The 21110-nt window shown below is 36.0% G+C and carries 18 protein-coding genes; 16 read left to right on the top strand and 2 right to left on the bottom strand.

All coding sequences use genetic code 11. The annotated features are described in order from the left end of the window. Positions 1–269: 269 nt before the first annotated feature. From X926_RS09300 to X926_RS09280, 5 genes are all read left to right on the top strand, one after another. On the top strand, positions 270–1280 hold the full coding sequence (locus tag X926_RS09300; protein ID WP_103065893.1) for a mannose-1-phosphate guanylyltransferase: 1011 nt from the start codon (positions 270–272) through the stop codon (positions 1278–1280). 34 nt (positions 1281–1314) lie between these two features. Further along, entirely contained in the window at positions 1315–1587 is a 273-nt protein-coding gene (locus X926_RS09295; RefSeq protein ID WP_103065892.1) for a LysO family transporter, read from the top strand. Continuing rightward, the gene (locus X926_RS09290) at positions 1584–2156 is read left to right on the top strand and encodes a lysine exporter LysO family protein (protein WP_103065891.1); all 573 of its coding nucleotides are present in this window, start codon (positions 1584–1586) and stop codon (positions 2154–2156) included. Before X926_RS09295 ends, X926_RS09290 begins: the two co-directional genes overlap by 4 nt. Positions 2157–2256: 100 nt before the next feature. Next, on the top strand, positions 2257–2850 hold the full coding sequence (locus X926_RS09285; RefSeq protein WP_103065890.1) for a type IV toxin-antitoxin system AbiEi family antitoxin domain-containing protein: 594 nt from the start codon (positions 2257–2259) through the stop codon (positions 2848–2850). 126 nt (positions 2851–2976) lie between these two features. Continuing rightward, positions 2977–3186: a hypothetical protein gene (locus X926_RS09280; protein WP_103065889.1), complete on the top strand. Its 210-nt coding sequence runs from the start codon at positions 2977–2979 to the stop codon at positions 3184–3186. Positions 3187–3368: 182 nt separating this feature from the next. On the opposite strand, the gene X926_RS09275 is transcribed toward X926_RS09280, so the two are convergent. After that, positions 3369–3596, bottom strand: coding sequence for a type II toxin-antitoxin system HicB family antitoxin (locus X926_RS09275; protein WP_199171207.1), 228 nt, complete (start codon positions 3594–3596; stop codon positions 3369–3371). A gap of 666 nt (positions 3597–4262) precedes the next feature. Between X926_RS09275 and X926_RS09270 the strand changes: the two genes are divergently transcribed. The 11 genes from X926_RS09270 (at position 4263) to X926_RS09220 (ending at position 20198) form a co-directional block, all read left to right on the top strand. After that, a complete protein-coding gene (locus X926_RS09270; RefSeq protein ID WP_103065887.1) occupies positions 4263–4715 on the top strand; it encodes a nucleotidyltransferase domain-containing protein in 453 nt (150 codons plus the stop codon). A 3-nt stretch (positions 4716–4718) separates the two neighbouring features. Beyond that, positions 4719–5144 carry a DUF86 domain-containing protein gene (locus X926_RS09265; protein ID WP_103065886.1) on the top strand — a complete coding sequence of 142 codons (426 nt, stop codon included), beginning with the start codon at positions 4719–4721 and terminating at the stop codon, positions 5142–5144. 284 nt (positions 5145–5428) lie between these two features. Beyond that, positions 5429–6310 carry a DegV family protein gene (locus tag X926_RS09260; RefSeq protein ID WP_103065885.1) on the top strand — a complete coding sequence of 294 codons (882 nt, stop codon included), beginning with the start codon at positions 5429–5431 and terminating at the stop codon, positions 6308–6310. Between the two features lie 129 nt (positions 6311–6439). Beyond that, positions 6440–7273, top strand: coding sequence for an HAD-IIA family hydrolase (locus X926_RS09255; protein WP_103065884.1), 834 nt, complete (start codon positions 6440–6442; stop codon positions 7271–7273). A 288-nt stretch (positions 7274–7561) separates the two neighbouring features. Further along, positions 7562–8083 carry a vitamin B12 dependent methionine synthase activation region gene (locus X926_RS09250; protein WP_012209577.1) on the top strand — a complete coding sequence of 174 codons (522 nt, stop codon included), beginning with the start codon at positions 7562–7564 and terminating at the stop codon, positions 8081–8083. After that, a complete protein-coding gene (locus tag X926_RS09245) occupies positions 8073–10400 on the top strand; it encodes a homocysteine S-methyltransferase family protein (protein ID WP_233186731.1) in 2328 nt (775 codons plus the stop codon). The genes X926_RS09250 and X926_RS09245 overlap by 11 nt, the downstream gene beginning before the upstream one ends. Before the next feature lie 425 nt (positions 10401–10825). Next, positions 10826–12151, top strand: a complete 1326-nt coding sequence (gene glnA, locus X926_RS09240; RefSeq protein WP_103065882.1) for a type I glutamate--ammonia ligase — start codon at positions 10826–10828, stop codon at positions 12149–12151. 117 nt (positions 12152–12268) lie between these two features. Further along, positions 12269–16849 carry a glutamate synthase large subunit gene (gene gltB / locus X926_RS09235; RefSeq protein ID WP_199171206.1) on the top strand — a complete coding sequence of 1527 codons (4581 nt, stop codon included), beginning with the start codon at positions 12269–12271 and terminating at the stop codon, positions 16847–16849. Between the two features lie 30 nt (positions 16850–16879). Continuing rightward, on the top strand, positions 16880–18400 hold the full coding sequence (locus tag X926_RS09230) for a glutamate synthase subunit beta (RefSeq protein WP_103065880.1): 1521 nt from the start codon (positions 16880–16882) through the stop codon (positions 18398–18400). A gap of 135 nt (positions 18401–18535) precedes the next feature. After that, positions 18536–19861, top strand: coding sequence for an ammonium transporter (locus X926_RS09225; RefSeq protein ID WP_103065879.1), 1326 nt, complete (start codon positions 18536–18538; stop codon positions 19859–19861). A gap of 1 nt (position 19862) precedes the next feature. Then, the gene (locus X926_RS09220; RefSeq protein WP_103065878.1) at positions 19863–20198 is read left to right on the top strand and encodes a P-II family nitrogen regulator; all 336 of its coding nucleotides are present in this window, start codon (positions 19863–19865) and stop codon (positions 20196–20198) included. 62 nt (positions 20199–20260) lie between these two features. On the opposite strand, the gene X926_RS09215 is transcribed toward X926_RS09220, so the two are convergent. Further along, the gene (locus tag X926_RS09215) at positions 20261–21037 is read right to left on the bottom strand and encodes an inositol monophosphatase family protein (RefSeq protein ID WP_103065877.1); all 777 of its coding nucleotides are present in this window, start codon (positions 21035–21037) and stop codon (positions 20261–20263) included. Between the last annotated feature and the right edge of the window lie 73 nt (positions 21038–21110).

Genomic DNA, 21110 nt, shown 5'->3' with positions numbered 1-21110 from the left:
CTTACAAAAAACGCTCTACTTTTAAAAGGGTTACAGGGCGAAGCCCTCCACCCCCCGGGTCTAAGGGACCGCAGGTCCCTCTTCCACATGGGTGGGCTGCGGGGCGAAGGGGCGCAAATAACGACTAAGCGCAGCTTACAAAAAACGCTCTACTTTTAAAAGGGTTACAGGGCGAAGCCCTCCACCCCCCGGGTCTAAGGGACCGCAGGTCCCTCTTCCACCTGGGTGGGCTGCGGGGTGAAAGGGCGCTATCACAAAAGGAGGTAATTATGAAGGCAATAATCCTTGCAGGAGGTTCAGGAGAAAGATTCTGGCCTCTATCAAACTCAAAAACACCAAAACAATTCCTAAAACTTTTCTCAGACAAAACCCTCATAAGAGAAGCCTATGAAAGAATGAGCTACAAAATGGAACCCGAAGACATCTTTATCATTACATCAGAAAAATATCAACAACTAACGATGAAAGAAATTCCAGAAATACCAAAAGACAACATCATCTTAGAACCAATTCCAAGAAACACCGCACCAGCCTGCATGATAGGAACTCTAGTAGCTCAAGATGACGAAATAGTAACAATACTCCCTGCCGACCATTACATACCTGACAAATCAAAATTCTGGGACACTCTATCAAAGGCAATACAAGGCGCCCAAGAATTCAACGGACTATTCACCTTCGGAATAACACCAACCAGGCCAGAAACTGGTTACGGCTATATAGAAGCAGGAAAACCAATAAGCAACTCAACATACAAAGTCAATTCATTCAAAGAAAAACCTGACCCTGAAACAGCTAAAACCTTTCTATCAAAAGGCAACTTCTATTGGAACAGCGGGATCTTTGTATGGAAAAAAAGCACATTCTTAAAACAAATGAAAAAACATTCTTCTGACATCTATAACAAACTCATAAACATCTCTCCATGGGACACAGAGAGCTTAAGAAAAATCATGCCCACTATCGAAAAAATAAGCATCGATTACGCCCTATTAGAGCGATCTGATAAAGTCTATGTAGTAAAAGCCGATTTTACATGGTCTGATGTAGGGCACTGGGTATCTGTAAGGGAACTGCAAGGATACTCAGACAACGACGAAAACGTTGAAGTCATAAATGGGAAAAATGTGTTCGTTAAATCCGATAAATTTGTAGGAATAATTGGATTATCAAATATTATAGTAGTTGAAGGAGAAAACGGTATCTTAATCACAAAAGAAGAAAACTCACAAGACGTAAGAAAAATATCTGAAAAGCTGAAAAAAATGGGGAAATTTTAAAAATTATAAAGGCAGGGTGTGAGGTGGATCCATTATGATGGTGGGAATACTTATAGCTTTTTCAATTGGCCTTTTTTTTGGATTAAAAGGAAGGCTAAAATGGTTGAAAAAAATCAAACCTGTTCTATGGTCAACGGTTTTGTTACTCTTTTTCATGGGTTATGAAATTGGCAACGATGACGTCTTGATTTCTCAAATTAAAGAAATTGGAATCACAGCTTTATACATAGCTGTTTTTTCCATTATTGGAAGCGTTCTTTTCACTTCCATTTACGAAAAGTTCTTTAAAAAGGAGAAAACTAAATGATATTGCTATTATCTGCAGTCGTTGCTGGAATAATATCTGGTATCTATTTTAACTTTAATATCCCGAACAATTTAACTACTATTTTATTAATGTTTTTGGTTTTTAGCGTTGGGGTTGATATTGGCAGTGAAGAAAAGATACTCTCAAAATTAAAAGTCAACATGAAAAATATACTCTTTCAATCAATTTTAACCATATTAGGAAGTCTTATCTTTGGCTCTTTGGCAATATTTTTCACGAACCTTAATTTAAAAGAATCACTAGGCGCATCTGCAGGATTCGGTTGGTATTCACTTTCAGGTGTTATGATCAGCAATCTCTACTCTCCTGTTTTAGGAGCAATTTCTTTCACTGCAAATGTAATCAGAGAAATTTTAGCAATAGTTTTAATTCCTTTAGTTGCTAAATGGTCCCCATTAGGAGCAGCATCAATTGGAGGAGCCACTTCAATGGACACAATGCTTGGAGTAATAGCAAAAAGCACCGATAAAGAAACTACTCTAATAGCCTTTGGACAAGGAGTAATACTTTCTCTTTCCGTTCCAATTCTTATAACAATGATTTTTTAAAATAATTATGATTTTTGATTATTATCTTATAGATCACCAAAATTTGACTTTTACACATTAATAGTGTATAATTATAGTGTACTTGTAAAGAGGTGATCATATGAATTATATTGAAAAATTACAAAAATTAATAAATAAAAAAGATGGGATAATAACTACAAAAGAGGTTGTTGAATTAGGAATCCCAAGACAATATCTAAATATTTTTATAGAAAAAAATATTCTCGAAAGATTAGAAAGGGGTACATACATTACTCCAGGAACATTTGAAGATGAAATGTATATATTACAAAAAAAATTTCAAAAAATAGTCTTTTCCCATGAAACAGCACTATATTTACATAATTTAACAGATAGAGACCCAATAAATTACTCAGTAACTCTCCCTCAGGGTTATAACCTTAAAAATCTAGAAAAATACAATGTAAACATACATTGGACAAAAAAAGAAAACTATGATCTCGGACTAACAAAATCAAAAACCAATTTTGGAAGAGAAATAAAAGTATATGATAAAGAGAGAACAATATGTGATATTGTCAAAAACAGAAACAATATGGATAAAGATTTATTCAAAAATTCATTAAAAGCTTATATATCTAACAAAGATAAAAACCTAAACAAATTAATAGAATACTCAAAAAAACTAAAAATTGAAAAAGTGTTGAGAAAATACTTGGAGATGATCTCATGAAAAATCTAATGCAATTAAAAAGCTTAATAAGAAATTTATCAAAAGAAAAAAACCTTAATCCACAAATAGTTTTAAGAATCTATGCACTTACTAAACGAAAAGTGTACCAGAAATAAGGTGATACGAATGGCAAAGATAGGAGCCTCATTATTTGAAGAAGGCATGGAAAAAGGTGAAAGAGAAGTAATCATAGAAATTCTAAACCAAAGGTTTGGAGAAGATTTTGATAAAAGATTAGAAGAAAAGATCAGAAAAGCAAACGAAGAAACCATAAACAAAATAAAGAAGAACATTCTTAGTATAACCATAGAAGAACTAAAAGAGTTACTTAAATAATTTCTGAAAAGACGCCCTAAATGGGCGTTTTTCAACTAAAAATTGTTGCTAGTTTTAATGAACATTTGCTATTGCTAACTACTTTTCTTTCACTAAGTGCATTTAACCCTATCTAACACAAAACCTAGCTTTTCAAGAATTTTGATAACTTGCTGAGGGGTAAGGTTTGGTAGTTTGGACATCTAAATTTCCACCGTTAATGTATACTCCATAGTTTCTTCTTCAGTAGGTATCTCTTCTCCGTGTTCTTGCAAGCTTTCTATGTATAATTGAATAGCCTCTTTTGCCATTTTTATTGCTTCTTCTATTGTATCTCCGTATGTGACATAGCCTGGAAGAAGAGGGACTATAACGGTATAACCTCCTTCAGCTTCTTTCTTAAGTAATATTCTATAACTTAGAATTTTCATAATGTCACCTCATTCTCGCTCATTCTACGATTAAATTATATCACATATATTCTTCATAGAAATAAAAGAAGGACCAGCCAAAAAAACAAGGATTCTATATCATTTCAAAGACATCAAATTATGATCTAAAGCGAAGGGTGGGGAGCGGCGCGAAGGGGTGCTAACAAAGAACTTCTTCCTTGAGGGCGGGCAGCGGGGGAAGGGCGCTATAAAACTTATTATACGGAAGTATATGATAAAATAACTCACCTTCAAAAAGATATGATATAATTAAAATAGCAAAAATCAATTTAATCCTCATATGGACGGGCTGCGGGGCGAAGGGGCGCAAATAATGACTAAGCGCAGCTCACAAAAACGCACTTTTTTAAAAGGGTCACAGGGCGAAGCCCTTTTGCAGCTTTGTGCAAAAAGCTTTTTTAAGTTTGCAGCATTGTGCAAACGATGTTTTTAAATGATTTTGACCTTGTTTTGGGGTTTTTAACGGGGTTCCCCTTAACGTTCGGGGATCTTAAGGGGCTCGCCCCTTAACGTATGGGTCTAAGGGATCGCAGGTCCCTCTTCCTTATGGGTGGGGAGCGGGAGAAGGGGCGCTGCATCTATCTTTTTAAAGTTTCCCAAGACAGTATAAGATTTAAATACAAAAGAATTAAGCAGGTGAACAACATGGTTCAGAACAAATTAGAATTCATAAAAGATTTGTGTAAAAAATATAAAATAGGGTTAGTTTATTTGTTTGGCTCGCAGAAAGAAAAGGCTTATCAGTTACTAAAAGACAATGATGATAACAATATAAAAATAGATGATCCTCTCACAGACATAGATGTGGGAATAGTTTTTTTGTTTGATTTGGATAGTATAAAGCAAAGATACAAGCTTTATGCGAGTATATACAATGAATTAGAAGAATTATTCAAACCTTACAAATTAGATCTGGTTTTTTTGCAAGAAACTCATTCTGTATTCCAGACTGAAGCGTTAAAAGGCATATGTGTATATAGTGAATCAGAAAGTTTCAAAGATGAATATGAAATGATGATATTAAGGCGGGCTGCGGATTTTAAATATGTACTCGATTTATACACCAAGGAAGTATTAGAAAAGTACGAGGAGAAATGAAAGATGATAAATAAAGAGCTTATTAGAGATAGATTGATACTTATTAATGACTATCTAATTCAATTAGAAATACTATCTCACTTATCAAAAGAAGAATTTCTACGAGATAGAAGAAACCCTGCAGCCGCTGAAAGCTTTCTCCGAAGGTCTTTAGAAGCAATCTTTGATATTGGAAGGCATATATTAGCTAAGACAGGTAGCATAGACATGTCCACTGAGTATAAAGCTATTGCTTTGGGGCTTGGAGAAAAAGATATTATAAACAAGAATTTGAGCCAGAAATTGATTCAAATGGCTGGTTATCGGAATAGATTGGTCCATATGTATCACATGATCTCTCAAGAAGAGCTGTACGACATAATAACAGAAAATTTGGATGACATTAGACAATTCATTAAAAGTATAGAAAAATTCATCGAAAATAACTGATCAGATGGAGCCCTTTTCCTTATGGGCGGGGAGCGGGGTAAAAAGGAACAAATCTTTTTCCTTATGGTTAAAAAGCTGGGAAAGGGTGCAAATAAAAATCCTTTTCCTTATGGATGAAAAACAGGGTTTAAGGGACCGCAGGTCCCTCTTCCTTATGGGTGGGGAGCGGGGCGAAGGGGCGCTATAAAGCTCGTTTGCAAAAGTTATGTGATAGGGTGGTATATTTTTATTTATTAATTGATATATAATTATAATTGAAAAAACTATTTAAGGGAGGATTTTTTATGCCTAAAATAGCACAGATAGTTGATGCTGCAAGCAACTTACCAAAAGAAATACTTCGAAAATATAACATCCTTAAAATTCCTTTTTACATAACCTTTGATGGAAAAAAGTACCTCGTTCAAGGTAAAGATATCTCCGATGAAGAATTTTATAAAAAAATGGCTGAAAATCCTGACAAACCCCCAAAAACTGCAGCACCAAATCCAGAAGATTGGTTCAACGCTTTTAAAGAAACATATGATAAAGGTTTCAAAGAGATAATAGTTACAACAATATCAAGCGAGTTATCTGCAAGTTATCAAAATGCTAATATAGCAAAAAACGATTTTACCAAGCAATACCAAGACTCAAAGATAACCTTAATAGACACAAGAACTTGCACATGTGGTCAGGCTGCTTTGGAAATAAAAATCGCACAAATGATCAAAAGTGGGGAAAAATATTTTGAAGAAATCTCCAAAAAAACCAAAGAATCTATCAAAAAAACCAGCACACTATTCACTGTGAAAACCTTGAAATACATGAAAGCCGGTGGAAGAATAGGTGGTGCCACACAGTTTGTCGGCACTCTATTAAATATAAAACCGATAATGGAATTTGTAAATGGAGTAGTAAAACCAATAAAAGCGGTTAGATCAAGAAAAAAATCTTTAGATGAAATGGTTAATATAATTTCAGATAGAATAAAAGATCCTAAAAAAGCAATTATCTGTACAAGAAACGCCATATGTAAAGAAGACGAAGAATACATGATAGAAAAACTCAAAGAAAAACTAAACTATGAAGGTAAAATATATCCAGGCACCTTGGGAGCAGTAATCGGAGCACATTCTGGGCCTGGGGCAATAGGAATAGGCTTCACAGAATTAGAAGAAGAATAACACAAAAGAATGTAGTCTGGGCAGCGGGGTGAAAAAAACAGACCCTTTTCCTTATGGGTGGGGAGCGGGGCGAAGGGGCGCTAATAAAAGGTTTAGAGTTTCTAAAAACAGAATTAAATTTTAAAAAAGGTGGTTTTTACTCTGATAAACGATATAAAAACAATCGAAAAATTACAACAAATAGAACTCTTCGTTTTAGATATAGACGGTACTTTTTATGTCAGCCAAAAGTTAGTTAACGGTGCACTAAAATTCTCCAGCCTTTTGAAAAGACAAAATAAAAAGCTTGTCTTTTTAACCAACAATTCAAACAAATCGACGAAAGAATACCAACAAGAGTTTGACGCCTTAAACTATCCAATTAAAGAAAATGAGATTTACACTGCAGGCATAGCCGCTGCAGAGTATATAAAAGATAAGTTTGGGACAAAAAGAATTTTTTTGGTGGCTACACCCTCAATGATACAAGAGTATGAAAGATTAGGGCATGAAATTGTAACAGATTCCCCTGAGATGGTGGTAGTTACCTTCGATAAAAGCTTAACCTATGATAAGTTGGCAAAAGCCTCCATATTTGTATCTAAAGGGGCCTTCTTTTTTGTAACCAATCCAGATTTGAACTGTCCAACAGAAGAAGGGCCTATCCCCGATACCGCTGCTATTGCAAGTGTAGTATCTAAAGCATGCAATAAAGAACCCGACATCATCTTTGGGAAACCAGATCCCAAGATTTTAGAAATGATAATGAAAGATTATCAAGTAACCCCAGAAAAAACCTGTATAGTTGGAGACAGGTTGTATACCGATATATTAATTGGAATAAACGCTGGTACGTTATCTACATTAGTATTAACCGGGGAAGCAAAATTAGAGGATCTAAAAGATTCTGCAATAAAACCGGATCTTGTAGTTGACGATTTAGGACAACTCGCAGATCTTATCATAGGTGGGGAGAGTGGTTAAAGGCTTAGCCTTTTATTTTTCCTTAGATGGGTGCGGATTGGTTTGCTGCAGTGTGCAAACAAAGTTTTTGCAGCTTTGTCAAAATGGTTCTTTATAATGTTTTAGAAACAATTTCCATATTCTCATTTGCGAAGCAAATGATGTTACGCGAATTTGGGGTTTTTAAGGGGGGAACCCCTTAATGTCTGGGCGAAGGGGCGCTATCACAGGACTTTCTAAAGATGTTATTATCGAAATAACAGGAGGGGGAATTTTATTAAAATCTACATTCCAGAAACTTATGAAATAATGCCTCAAAAAAAAATATACTTACTCCGAGCAGGCTTCAATGGATCTAAATTCCAAATCAACGACAAATTAAAAGAAGAAATAAATAAAATATACAAGATCGGCTTAGAATTAGCACAACCAAAAGCCATATGTGACACATACAAAGTAGACTCACTTCCAAAAGAGCTGATTCCTAAATCTTTCGAAGGTGTTAAGTCGATCACTTTTTTTGTATCCACCTTAGGATACGAAATAGACAACTATATATCAAACGCCAATACTCTCTCTTCCATGTTAATGGATGCTTGGGCTTCAGAAGCCATAGAAGCGTTCAACGAATCTATCGATAAAAAACTTAGAAAAGATTTCGGTAAAGGTACCAGGAGATTTTCTCCTGGATATTCGGATATAGATGTGAGAAAAAATTGGGATATCGTCTGTAATTTACTCAAAACAGAGATAGTAGTTGTCAACAAAGAAACTGGTATCATAACTCCAAGAAAAAGTACTGTATGTATGATAGGGTGGTATGATGAATAGAAAAGAGTTTGCAGAAATATTGAATGAAAAGATACTCATTTTAGACGGAGGATATGGAACAGAATTTATAAAAAGAGGATATAAAAATATTCCTGCTGAGATTTTAAACATCGAATATCCAGAAGTAGTTTACAATCTACAAAGTGAATACGTAAAATCTGGAGCAGACATTCTTTTAACTAATACTTTTAGTGGAAATCGACGAAAACTCAAAGAGCTAAATTATGAAGAAGCATTCGAAAAGGTCAACGTCAAAGCTGTTGAAATTGCTAAACAAGCATCGAAAGGCAAGGCTTTAGTCTTTGGAGATCTATCCTCTCTAGGAGAGTATCCAAAGCCTATGGGAATGCTTGAAATGGACGAAGCTATAGACGAGTATTATCAGCAGGCAAAAGTGTTGTTTGAAAATGGTGTAGACGGTTTTATCGTTGAAACCATGACAGATATAAAAGAGTTAAAAGCAGCTGTGTATGGAATAAGAAAAGTCACAGAAGATTTACCTTTAATAGCTCATATGACGTTTGAAGAAAACGGTCGTTCTGTTACAGGAACTTCTGTGGAAATCTTTGCGAATGTTTTTAATGATTTAGATGTAGATGTACTAGGAATTAACTGTACTTTGGGTCCCGAGGATCTTTTAAAAGTTTTTGAACGTCTATCTCTTTCAACAAACAAGTTCTTATCAGTCGAACCAAACGCTGGTAAACCCATTTTCGATGGAAAAGATTTGGAATACAAAATGACGCCCGAAATATTTGGAATGTTCGTGGAAGACTATTTAGATTTAGGAGTAAATATAATCGGAGGCTGTTGTGGTACCTCTCCAGAACATATAAAAGTTATTAGAAATATGGTAAAAAGAAGACCTAAAAAAATAATAAAAGAAATACCTATTATGTACTCTTCAAGAACAATATTAAACAAATTACATCCGTTTAGTGTTATCGGAGAGAGAATAAATCCTGCCGGGAACAAAAAACTTCAAAATGAAATCGAAGAATTCAACTTCGAAAATGTAATAAAAAGAGCTAACAGTCAAAAAAACGCCAAAGCACATGCAATAGACGTTAACTTGGGTATCGAAAAGATTTTGAATGAAGAGCATTTCAAGCAAGTTATCATAGAGCTAGACAAGCACTCTTCTCTTCCGATTTCTTTTGACATTCAAAATATAAGTTTTTTAGAAACAGCTTTAAAAGAGTATCCTGGAAGGCCGATAATCAATTCTTCCAAATTGAGTAGAAAAGATTTGGACAGAAAATTAGAGCTTATTAAAAAATATGGAGGATTACTAATAGTATTAGCGCTTGAGAAAGAGATTTTAGAATCTGCTGAAGAAAGGCTACAACTAGTGCTAAGAAAATGGCCGTACATTGAAAGTAAAGGAATAACTAAAGATAGAATTATAGTTGATCCATTAGTTTTATCTCTTGCTGCAAATAATGATCCAAATATCACCATTCAAACGGTAAAATTACTTTCGCAAAATGGGTTCAATACCACTATGGGTCTTTCGAATCTTAGTTTCGGCTTACCAAACAGAAATTATATAAATGCAGCTTTTCTTTCAAGGGCAAAAAGTAAAGGCTTGACTTCAGCCATCTTAAATCCCGAAGATGAGTTCCTTATGAACACGTTGAATGGTAACCTGTTGTTGGATAAAAACATTGTAATACCAAGTAAAGTTGAAAAACAAGACGAATTAACCGAGAAGATTTTACAAGGTGAAGAAGATGAAGTAAAACTAATTATTGAAAATCAGTTAAAAGAGAAAAGTCCATTAGAAGTTAGTCAAGATGTGCTTGGTAAGGCAATGGAAAAGATCGGAGACCTCTATGCACAAGGGAACATATATCTTCCTGAGTTGTTGTTAGCTGCTGAAACTGTCAAACCCATTTTTGATTACTTAAACAATTTGATTCCTGAATCTCAAAACGATAAAAAAGCTAAAGTAGTACTAGCCACTGTAGAAGGAGATATACACGATATTGGTAAAAATATAGTAGCAGCAGTATTAAGAAGCGCTAACTTCAAAATTATAGATCTAGGCAAAGATGTAGAAACTTCAATAATAATCGACGTTGTACAAAAAGAAAAACCGAACATTTTGGGGCTATCGGCTATGATGACAACTACAGTAGGAAAGATAGAAGAAGTGGTAAATGAACTGAAAAAATTGAGTATTAACTTGAAAGTTATTGCCGGTGGTGCCTCGATGAACAGGAAACTAGCTGAAACCTTTGGATGCGATGCCTACGCTAAAGATGCAAGCGAAGGACTCAAGATATGTAAAAGCTGGGTCAATTTGAATTCATAATTGTCCCTCTTTCGATCTTTATATATCAAAAAAGTTAATAAAAAGAAAAAGTTTTATGTCGATAAAATATGATAAAAATTATCAACTTTCTTGAGATACTTGTAAATAAAAGATTTCGAGCAAATATAACGAAATTTTTTTCAAATTTTGATAAATGGAGATTTCAGTGTATAATCGCAAATAAATACTTCTAATCATAAATATTTACCAATAATTAGAAATAATGAAACAATTTTCAATTTAAGCTAATTAATGAAAATAATATCTTAATAGGCGGGAGCGTTTGCTGCTGTATGCAAACTAAATTTTTAAATGATTTTGGCCTTTAATTTGAGGTTTTTAAGGGGTTTACCCCTTAACGATCGGCGCTAAATCAAGTTTTAGAGTTACTAATAACAAAATTTTATTGGGAGGGGAAAAAATTTATGACAAAAGAGGAACTATTGGAACAAATAGAAAGCCAAGGTATAAAGTATATTAGACTCCAAATTACAGATATCAACGGCACCTTGAAAAACGTCGAAATTCCATCTACAGAATTAGAATCTTCTTTGACAAACGGGACTATGTTTGATGGTTCATCGATTGAAGGTCTAGTGAGAATCAACGAATCCGATATGTTGCTGAAACCTGATATTGATACCTTTACAGTTTTACCATGGACCGTAGAAAGGGAAAAAGTGGGTAGATTCATTTGTGACATTCACACTTCTGATGGAAAGCATTTTCAAGGGGACCCCAGATATGTGTTGAAAAAAGTCATGAATGAGATGAAAGAGTACGGTTATACCCCATATGCCGGTCCGGAACCAGAATTTTTTATTCTCCCAAGGGATGAGAAGACGAGGCAACCCGTATTATCTCCTCTCGATAAGGGAGGCTATTTTGATTTACTTCCCATAGATTTGGGGGAAAGGGTTAGAAAAAACATGGTGGAAACTCTACAAAATATGGGGATTCGGGTGGAGGCTGCTCACCACGAAGTAGCTAATTCTCAACACGAGATTGATTTCAGGTACGACAATGCCTTAAGAACCGCTGACAATATTCAAACTTTTAAGTTGGTTGTAAGAACGATAGCCCTATTGAACGGACTATGGGCAACGTTTATGCCTAAACCATTTTTTGGTATGAATGGTTCAGGGATGCATACCCATTTGAGTATCTTTAAAGACGGAAAGAATATCTTTTACGATCCAAATGGTACTTATCAGTTAAGTAATGAGCTTAGATGGTTTATCGGGGGCGTTTTTAAGCATATTGATACGATAACCGTTTTGGCAAATCCTACGATAAACTCATATAAAAGGTTAGTTCCGGGATACGAAGCCCCTGTTAACATCGCATGGTCAGTATCAAACAGAAGTGCTTTAGTGAGGATACCCATGTCGAGAGGGGAAGGAACTAGGTTGGAATTGAGATCTCCAGATCCAACGGCAAATCCTTATTTACTGCTAGCAAGCGTATTTTCATCTGGTTTAGAAGGTATAAAAAACAAGATCGAACCTCCTCAACCCGTTGATGGAAATATTTACGAAATGGACCACAGAGAAAAGAACGAAAAAAATATTAGATATTTACCTGGTTCGCTCCAAGAATCCTTGGAAGCCTTGAAAAATGATGAATTTATGAAAGAAGTCTTGGGAGAACATATATTTGAAAAATTTATAGAATTAAAAGAAAAGGAAATTGAAGAGTATAAGGTAGCGGTAACAGATTGGGAGATTAGTAAGTACATAAACCAATTTTGATAAGCCTTTAATATCTATTATTATTTTCTTTTTTGTGCATAAAACCGGGGTTCCAAAAAGTATTGTACAGAAACACACTGTATTGGGGCAGTCTCCAATATAGGAGGGAGGGTTAAAATGAATAAAGGACTTTACGATCCAAAATTTGAGCATGATGCTTGTGGAATTGGATTAGTTGCAAGTACAAAAGGAATAAAGTCACACGAAATAGTTGACAAATCGTTGACTGTTTTAAAAAATATGGCTCATCGTGGTGCACGAGGCAGAGGAGAAAATGATGGGGACGGAGCGGGGGTACTGCTGCAGCTTCCCCATGATTTTTTAATAAAAGAATCAAAACACTTAGGATTCACTCTTCCAAATCAAAGTGAATATGCCGTGGGTATGATTTTCTGCCCACGTGATAAAACTCTTACAAATATCTTCAAACAGCAATACGAAAAAATAGTCACCAATCAAGGCCAAAAGGTGATAGGTTGGAGAGATGTACCTATCAATAAAGCCTTTGTTGGCCCAACTGCGTTAAAAAGTATGCCATCTTTTCTCCAAGTTTTTATCGCTAAAAATCCTACCTTGAAATCTGGAATAGAATTTGAAAGAAAATTGTATCTAATTAGGAAAAAAAGTGAAAAGGAGATAAAAATACCGCCAACAGATGAAAACAGAACTTTTTATATAGCCAGTCTATCTTCTAAAACAATTGTCTATAAAGGGATGTTAACAGCGGAACAATTAAAGCACTTTTTCCCAGATTTGACTGATCCTCTCTTCAAATCAGCATTTTCTATTGTACACTCCAGATTCAGTACGAACACATTTCCCAGTTGGGAAAGGGCTCACCCCTATAGGTATATGGTTCACAACGGAGAGATCAACACTATAATTGGTAACGTTAACTGGATGAGGGCAAGGCAATCCAAGGTAAGTACTGATATCTTTGGAGAAAACATCAACGATATTTTCCCCATAATCGATGAGGATGGTAGTGATTCAGCAATGTTTGATAACAATTTAGAATTCCTTTATTTGTCTGGTAGATCGCTACCTCATTCAATAATGATGATGATACCAGAACCTTGGGAAAACAATCAAACAATGGATGCAGAAAAGAAAGCTTTTTATGAATTTCATAGTTGCTTAATGGAACCTTGGGATGGACCCGCCGCGATTATTTTTACCGATGGTACCAAAGTAGGTGCTACACTGGACAGAAACGGATTAAGACCATTAAGATACTACATAACGAATGATGAATTGGTACTTGCTTCAGAAGCTGGGGTCCTTGAAATACCTCCTCAGAAGATTTCAACTAAGGGAAAGATCACGCCAGGGAATATGTTGTTGCTGGATATTGACAAAGGTCGAATTCTAAATAACGAAGAGATAAAACAACCAATAATTTCAGAAAAGCCCTATTTCTCATGGGTGAAAGAGAACATTGTGAATCTTGAAGATCTACCTGAGCATCCAAAAAAGGGAAATACAGAAATTGATAATTTATCTTTAAATACAAAACAAAAATGTTTTGGTTACACATTTGAAGACATTGAAATGATCATAGAACCTATGGTTATGGATTCTTCCGACCCTGTTGGAGCGATGGGGGATGACACACCTTTGGCCATTTTATCTGAACGTCCAAAGTTGTTGTACGAATATTTCAAACAACTTTTTGCTCAAGTAACCAATCCTCCAATAGATGCGATAAGAGAAAAAATTGTCACCTCTACCCATCTTTACATAGGTTCTGAAGGTAATCTTATTGATCCATCATCCATCAGTTGTAGGCAAATTAAGATCAAAAACCCTATTCTTACCAACGATGAAATGGAAAAGATAAAAAATATTGACTTAGAAGGTTTTAAAGCCGTCACTTTACCCATCTTATACAAGGTAAAAGATGGAGAAGAAGGATTAAAAAAGGCAATTACAAACCTCTTTCAAAGGGCTGATTCTGCCATAAACGATGGTGCTAACATATTGATATTGACAGATAAAGGGGTTAACCAAGATTATGCACCAATTCCAGCTTTACTGGCGGTATCGGGTCTTCATCACCATTTGGTTAGGGAAGAAAATAGAACAGAGATTGGAATAATTTTGGAATCAGCGGAACCAAGAGAAGTACATCATTTTTGTACACTCATAAGTTATGGTGCTTCTGCTATCAATCCATATCTCACCTATGAAAGTATTGAAAGTTTAGTCAATAAAGGCTACATTAAAGGTTTGAAGTATGAAGAAGCCGTTCAAAGGTATAGAGATGCATCTTTGAAAGGTATTCAAAAAGTGTTATCAAAGCTTGGGATCTCGACCCTTCAAGGTTATCAAGGTGCTCAAACCTTTGAAATAGTAGGAATAAAAAAGTCTATTGTAGAACAATTTTTTAAGGGAACCACTTCACAAATAGAAGGAATAGGCCTAAAAGAAATAGCTCAAGAAGTTTCTAAACGCCATTCAAAAGCATTTGATCAGGTTAATAAAGAATTGGTGCTTGATTCAGAAGGTCTTATAAAATGGAGGGCAAAAGGTGAGTATCACTTGTATAACCCTGAATCCATCTATTATTTACAAAATGCTGTTAAAAACAACGATTATGAACTTTTCAAAAAGTTTTCACAATCTATAGTCGACGAAGATGCAAAATTGTATAGTTTGAGAAGTCTTTTTGAGTTCAATTTTGATAAAACGAAAGCAATTCCCATTGACGAAGTAGAACCTGTCGAATCGATTGTCAAAAGGTTCAAAACAGGAGCTATGTCTTTCGGGTCAATAAGTCAAGAAGCCCACGAAGCCATAGCAATAGCTATGAATCGAATAGGTGCCAAGAGTAACACAGGTGAAGGAGGGGAGGATTCAAACCGTTTCGCAAAAGAACAAAATGGGGATTCGAAGAATAGTTCAATAAAGCAGGTGGCTTCTGGAAGATTCGGAGTCACGATCAACTACTTAAACAACGCTCAAGAGATCCAAATAAAGATAGCCCAAGGTGCAAAACCCGGGGAAGGTGGAGAGCTACCTGGGAACAAGGTCTATCCATGGGTGGCAAAGGTAAGGAACTCTATTCCAGGAGTTACTCTCATTTCACCCCCTCCACATCACGATATCTACTCGATAGAAGATTTAGCAGAATTGATATACGACCTAAAAAACGCTAATAGAAACGCTCGAATAAACGTAAAATTGGTTTCAAAATCTGGTGTAGGTACCATAGCAGCGGGTGTAGCAAAAGCTGGAGCGGATGTAATATTGATAAGCGGTTTTGATGGCGGTACAGGGGCTTCACCACGTACTAGTATAAGGCACGCAGGTTTGCCCTGGGAGTTAGGATTGGCTGAAACTCATCAAACCTTGGTGATGAACAAGTTGAGAGACAGGGTCACTTTGGAAACGGATAGTAAGTTACTAACTGGAAAAGACATAGTGATTGCCGCACTTCTGGGCGCAGAAGAGTTCGGGTTTGCCACAATTGTGTTAGTTGCCTTAGGTTGTATCATGATGAGAGTTTGCAATTTGGATACATGTCCTGTGGGAATTGCGACACAAAACCCTGAACTGAGAAAAAATTTCAAGGGCGATCCTCAATACGTTGTCAATCTCATGTACTTTCTCGCATCTGAAGTAAGGGAATATATGGCCAAGTTAGGATTCAGAACGGTTAGTGAAATGGTTGGACGCGTTGATAAATTAAAACAGAAAGAAATGAAAAATCATTGGAAAGCACATAGTATTGATCTTTCAAAATTATTATACAAACCAGAAATAAAAAATTACTCATTCAGCCAATATCCTAAACCAATAAACAACGGTTTATCAGATACCTTGGACATAACTAAATTACTTCCCATTTGCCAGAATGCATTAGAAAATGGTGAAAAGATTGAGGCCACTTTAGATATAAAAAATGTGAATAGAACCGTTGGGACAATTTTGGGAAGCGAAATAATTAAAAGATATGGTGAGGAAGGACTGCCTGAAGATACAATAAAAATACATTTCAAAGGATCAGCTGGCCAAAGTTTTGGAGCCTTCATACCCAAGGGGGAAACGTTGATATTAGAAGGCGATTCAAACGATTACATAGCGAAAGGTTTATCTGGTGGAAAAATTATCGTATACCCGCCCAAGGATTCTCGATTCTATGCGGAAGAAAATGTAATTGTTGGTAACGTTGCATTGTATGGAGCAACAAACGGTGAAATATACATCAGTGGTTTAGCGGGTGAACGTTTCGCGGTCAGAAACAGTGGTGCTACTGCTGTTGTCGAAGGTGTTGGTGAACACGGGTGTGAATATATGACAGGTGGGAAGGTTGTTATACTCGGTAAAACGGGTAGAAACTTTGCTGCAGGTATGTCAGGTGGAATAGCCTACGTATATGACAAAGACAATAGCTTTGAATCCAAATGTAATAAAGATACCGTTTTGTTGGAAAATGTTGAAGATGAGAACGAAGAGAACGAAATAAAAGAGCTGATAAAAAAGCATTACAAGTACACGAGGAGTAATGTGGCTAAAAACATTTTAGACAATTGGGAAAAGGCTAAGGAAAGACTCATTAAGGTTATACCCAAAGATTATAAGAGAATGATGAAGGCTGTAAATAGGGTACATATCGATGGGATTACCGGTGAAGAAGCTCTTATGAAGGCATTTGAAGATAATTACAAGCAACAATCTTTAGTTCAAACGCATTGAACATTCGAAATTTGTAAAGGAGGTCACTATATGGGCGATCCTCAAGGATTTCTAAAGTATGAAAGAAAAACCTCTGAAGAAAGACCCTCAAAAATAAGAATAAATGATTGGGAAGAATTGTACATAGAAATGGAAAAAGATGAACTCCGAATGCAAGCAGCAAGATGTATGAACTGTGGCACTCCGTTTTGTCACTCTGGCATATTGATAAATAATATGGTTTCGGGGTGCCCTTTGAATAATTTGATTCCAGAATGGAATGATTTAGTATACAGAAACCTTTGGAGAGAAGCTTACGAAAGGTTGATCGAAACAAACAGTTTCCCAGAATTCACAGGGAGGGTCTGTCCAGCTCCATGCGAAAAAGCTTGCGTAAATAATTTGGTAAAGGATTCAGTTTCCATTAAAAGTATTGAATATTACATCATAGAAGAGGCATTCAAAAATGGTTGGGTAGAAAAGGATAAACCATCTTACTCTACTGGTAAAAAGGTGGCTGTTGTAGGTTCTGGACCGGCAGGGTTATCATGTGCTTCAGAGTTAAACAGATATGGTCATGAAGTTACTGTTTTTGAAAAGAATGATTACCCTGGGGGTTTATTGACTTACGGCATACCAAATATGAAATTGGACAAAAAGATTGTAAAAAGACGCATAGAATTGATGGAAAAATCTGGCATACAATTCAAAACTAATATAAACATTGGCAAAGATTATCCAGCTCAAAAGCTAAAAGAAGAGTTTGATGGTGTTGTATTATGTGGAGGTACCGCTAAAGCGAGAGATCTAAATGTAGAGGGAAGAAACCTAAACGGGATATACTTTGCCACAGAATTTTTGAAGAGTGCGAACGAGAGAATATTGTCTCAACTTTTAAATAGTGAAAAAGATATTGAGGAGATCTCTGCCAAGGGTAAGAACGTTATCGTAATCGGGGGAGGAGATACAGGAACGGATTGTATGGGAGTTAGTTTAAGACAGGGTTGTAAAAGTGTCATACAGTTTGAAATTATGGGCAAACCTCCACTTTTAAGGAGACAAAACAATCCTTGGCCAGAATGGCCCAAAGTTTTATCTGTTGATTATGCTCAGGAAGAATATGCAGAACTATTCGGTAAAGATCCGAGATTGTACAACATTTCAACTAAAAGATTTGTCGGAGATATAAAAGGCAACGTTAAAGAGGTCCATACGGTTGAAGTAGAATGGAAACAGGATAAAACAGGAAAATTTTTCCCAAAAGAAATAGACGGATCAGAAAAGGTATGGAAAGCAGATTTAGTTCTTTTAGCTTTGGGGTTCTTGGGCCCCGAAAAATATTTAATTGAGCAGTTAAATGTAGAAACAGATAAAAGATCAAACGTTAAAACAGAGGAAGGGAAATATTCGACAAATGTAGAAGGGATTTTTTCAGCTGGAGATATGAGAAGGGGACAAAGTTTGGTGGTATGGGCAATAAATGAAGGGAAACAAGCGGCAAAAGAGTGTAATGAATACTTAATTTCTTCCAATAATAACAATAATAAACAGCGTCGGCTCAAAACGCTGTAGTATTGTTGTTATAAAGCCGACGCAGAAAAATTAATGCGTCGGTTTTTTTATTTTGCATCGGGAGGTGAAAAAAGTCTACGTTAAGTACCATATTCTGGGGTTTGTAAAAAATAAAAAAAGGAGTGTGAGGGTATTATGAAGAGAGTTTGGAAGAGTTTGTTTATGTTGTCGGTTGCCTTTATTGTTCCAACCGTCTTACTCGCAGATAGTATTACTATGGAGGACGTGGTACGTTCCATCGATACTATGTGGACTTTACTCGCAGCGTTTTTAGTGTTTTTTATGCAAGCTGGATTTGCACTAGTGGAAGCTGGATTTACAAGATCAAAGAACACGGTAAACATCATCATGAAAAATTTTACAGATTTTTTAGTGGGCTCAATACTTTACTGGCTAATTGGATTTACTATTATGTTTGGACTTGGGAATGGTTTCATAGGTTGGCAAGGAAGTTTTGAATATCTGGGATTAAACATTCCGCTTAATGCTTTTTTAATATTCCAGACGGTATTTGCTGCAACCGCTGCAACTATAGTATCTGGAGCAATGGCGGAAAGAACTAAATTCACAGGTTATCTGATCTACAGTGTTTTCATCAGTGCGTTTATATATCCCATAGTTGGCCATTGGATATGGGGTGGAGGTTGGTTATCAGATATGGTTGATTTTGCAGGTTCCACAGTTGTCCATTCCGTAGGCGGCTGGGCTGCACTGATGGGAACAATGGTTTTAGGGCCAAGAACCGGTAAATACAGATCAGACGGAACGCCAAATAAGATACCAGGACATAGCTTAGTTTTAGCTGCATTAGGTGTTTTCATCCTATGGTTTGGATGGTTTGGTTTTAACCCGGGAAGTACCATTTCAGGTTTAAATCTCAAAATCGCTGATATAGCGATGACTACGAATCTAGCTGCCGCATCAGGAGGGTTGGGGGCATTGACGATAGGCTGGTTTATTTACAAGAAACCGGACGTCAACTCTACCCTAAATGGTGTTTTAGCTGGATTGGTTGGGATCACCGCCGGCACCGCCAGTGTAACTAACGTTGGAGCTGCTATAATAGGTGCTTTATCTGGTAGTTTAGTTGTTCTAGCTATAGAATTTTTTGACAAAATACATATCGATGATCCCGTTGGGGCAATCTCTGTACATGGAGTTGGTGGAGCATTCGGTACATTAATGGTTGGAATATTTGCTGTGGACGGTGGATTACTCTACGGCGGAGGATTAAACCTGTTTTTAACCCAGCTTAAAGGGGTGCTGGCTGTTGCAGGTTGGACCCTTGCAACTACCTTCATCCTTTTTAAAAGTATCGATTTAACAATAGGTTTAAGGATTGATTCTACTAGCGAAATAGAGGGCTTAGATTTTGCAGAGCATGGATCTGTCAGTTATCCTGATTTAACTCCGCTTAAAGGTCGAAGCGTGAGAGTAAAAATTGATGAGGAAGGTGAATAATATGGGATACAAGAAAATTGAATGTTTTATCAGACCAGAAAAATTTGAGGAAGTCATCGTAGGATTAGAAAAAGTTGGTATTGAGGGCATTAACGTTGATAAGATCTATGGATATGGTAGTCAAAAAGGTGAGGAAAAAGAGGTGGAAGATTACAAACAGAAAAAAGAATATGAAGTAAAATTCAAAGAAAAAATCAAGTTAGAAATAGTTACCGAAGAAAGTAGAGTTGAAAAAATTATAGAAACTATAAAAACACATGCGCAAACAGGTAAAGTAGGTGATGGAAAGATTTATATTACACCGGTAGAAGAAAGTATAAAAATACGAACCACTTAAATAAAAATGCGCCCTGTGGGCGCATTTGTTTCGTTGAACCAATAAATACAAATTATTATCCATCATTGAAATTTTTGAATATTTTTTACATTATTTATCAGATCTTGAATAATGTAAGGATTGCAGTAAAGGGCATCCGCCTGGAAAATATTTACATTTTTCCCTTCGAGATCTACAATTTCCCCGCCGGCTTCTTTTAATATTAGATGCCCTGCTGCTACGTCCCATGGATGGGATCTTATAGATATGAAGGCATCCAAAAAACCCGATGCCACATAAGCGATCTGTAAGGCAGCGGTACCAAACAATCTAATCCTCATAACTTTTTCTTCCAATGTTTTAAAATATTTGTATGTTTTCCCTCTCTCATTTCCAAGGGAAATCATGGCATCTTCAAGATTTTTAGCCCAATGTGGTATCAACCTTTTATCGTTTAAAGAAGCGCCATTGTTTTTTATCGCTGAGTAAAAAAGGTTCATGAAAGGCGAATAGATAATACCTATTGTTGGCTCTTTGTTTTCAACATAGGCTACCGAGATACAATGTTCTGGCAAGCCCCTTGAAAAATTAACCGTACCGTCTATGGGGTCTATAACCCAATATTCATTTTTCTCAGGGGTTTCGGTTAGTCCTGATTCTTCTGCTAAAAATAATGAATTTGGGAAACTTTTATTTATCTCTTCTATTAGATATTCTTGTATTTGATAATCCACATCGGTTACAAGATCGGTTCGAGATTTTTTTGAATTAACATGGAAATTCTCGGTGCTCCACATTTTTAATTTTTCACCTGCATCAGAGACTATTCTTTTTATTTCAATAAAATCATTTTTTGTCAATCGTTTTTCCTCCTAAAAAGGTTTTAACTATCTTTAGAAACTTTATATGTAGCGCCCCTTCGCCCCGCTCCCC

This window comes from Petrotoga sp. HWHPT.55.6.3 (genome assembly GCF_002895495.1).
Lineage (GTDB): Bacteria > Thermotogota > Thermotogae > Petrotogales > Petrotogaceae > Petrotoga > Petrotoga mobilis.
The sequence above is the reverse complement of the archived record's forward strand: the minus strand, read 5'-3'. Positions and strand labels throughout refer to the sequence as shown.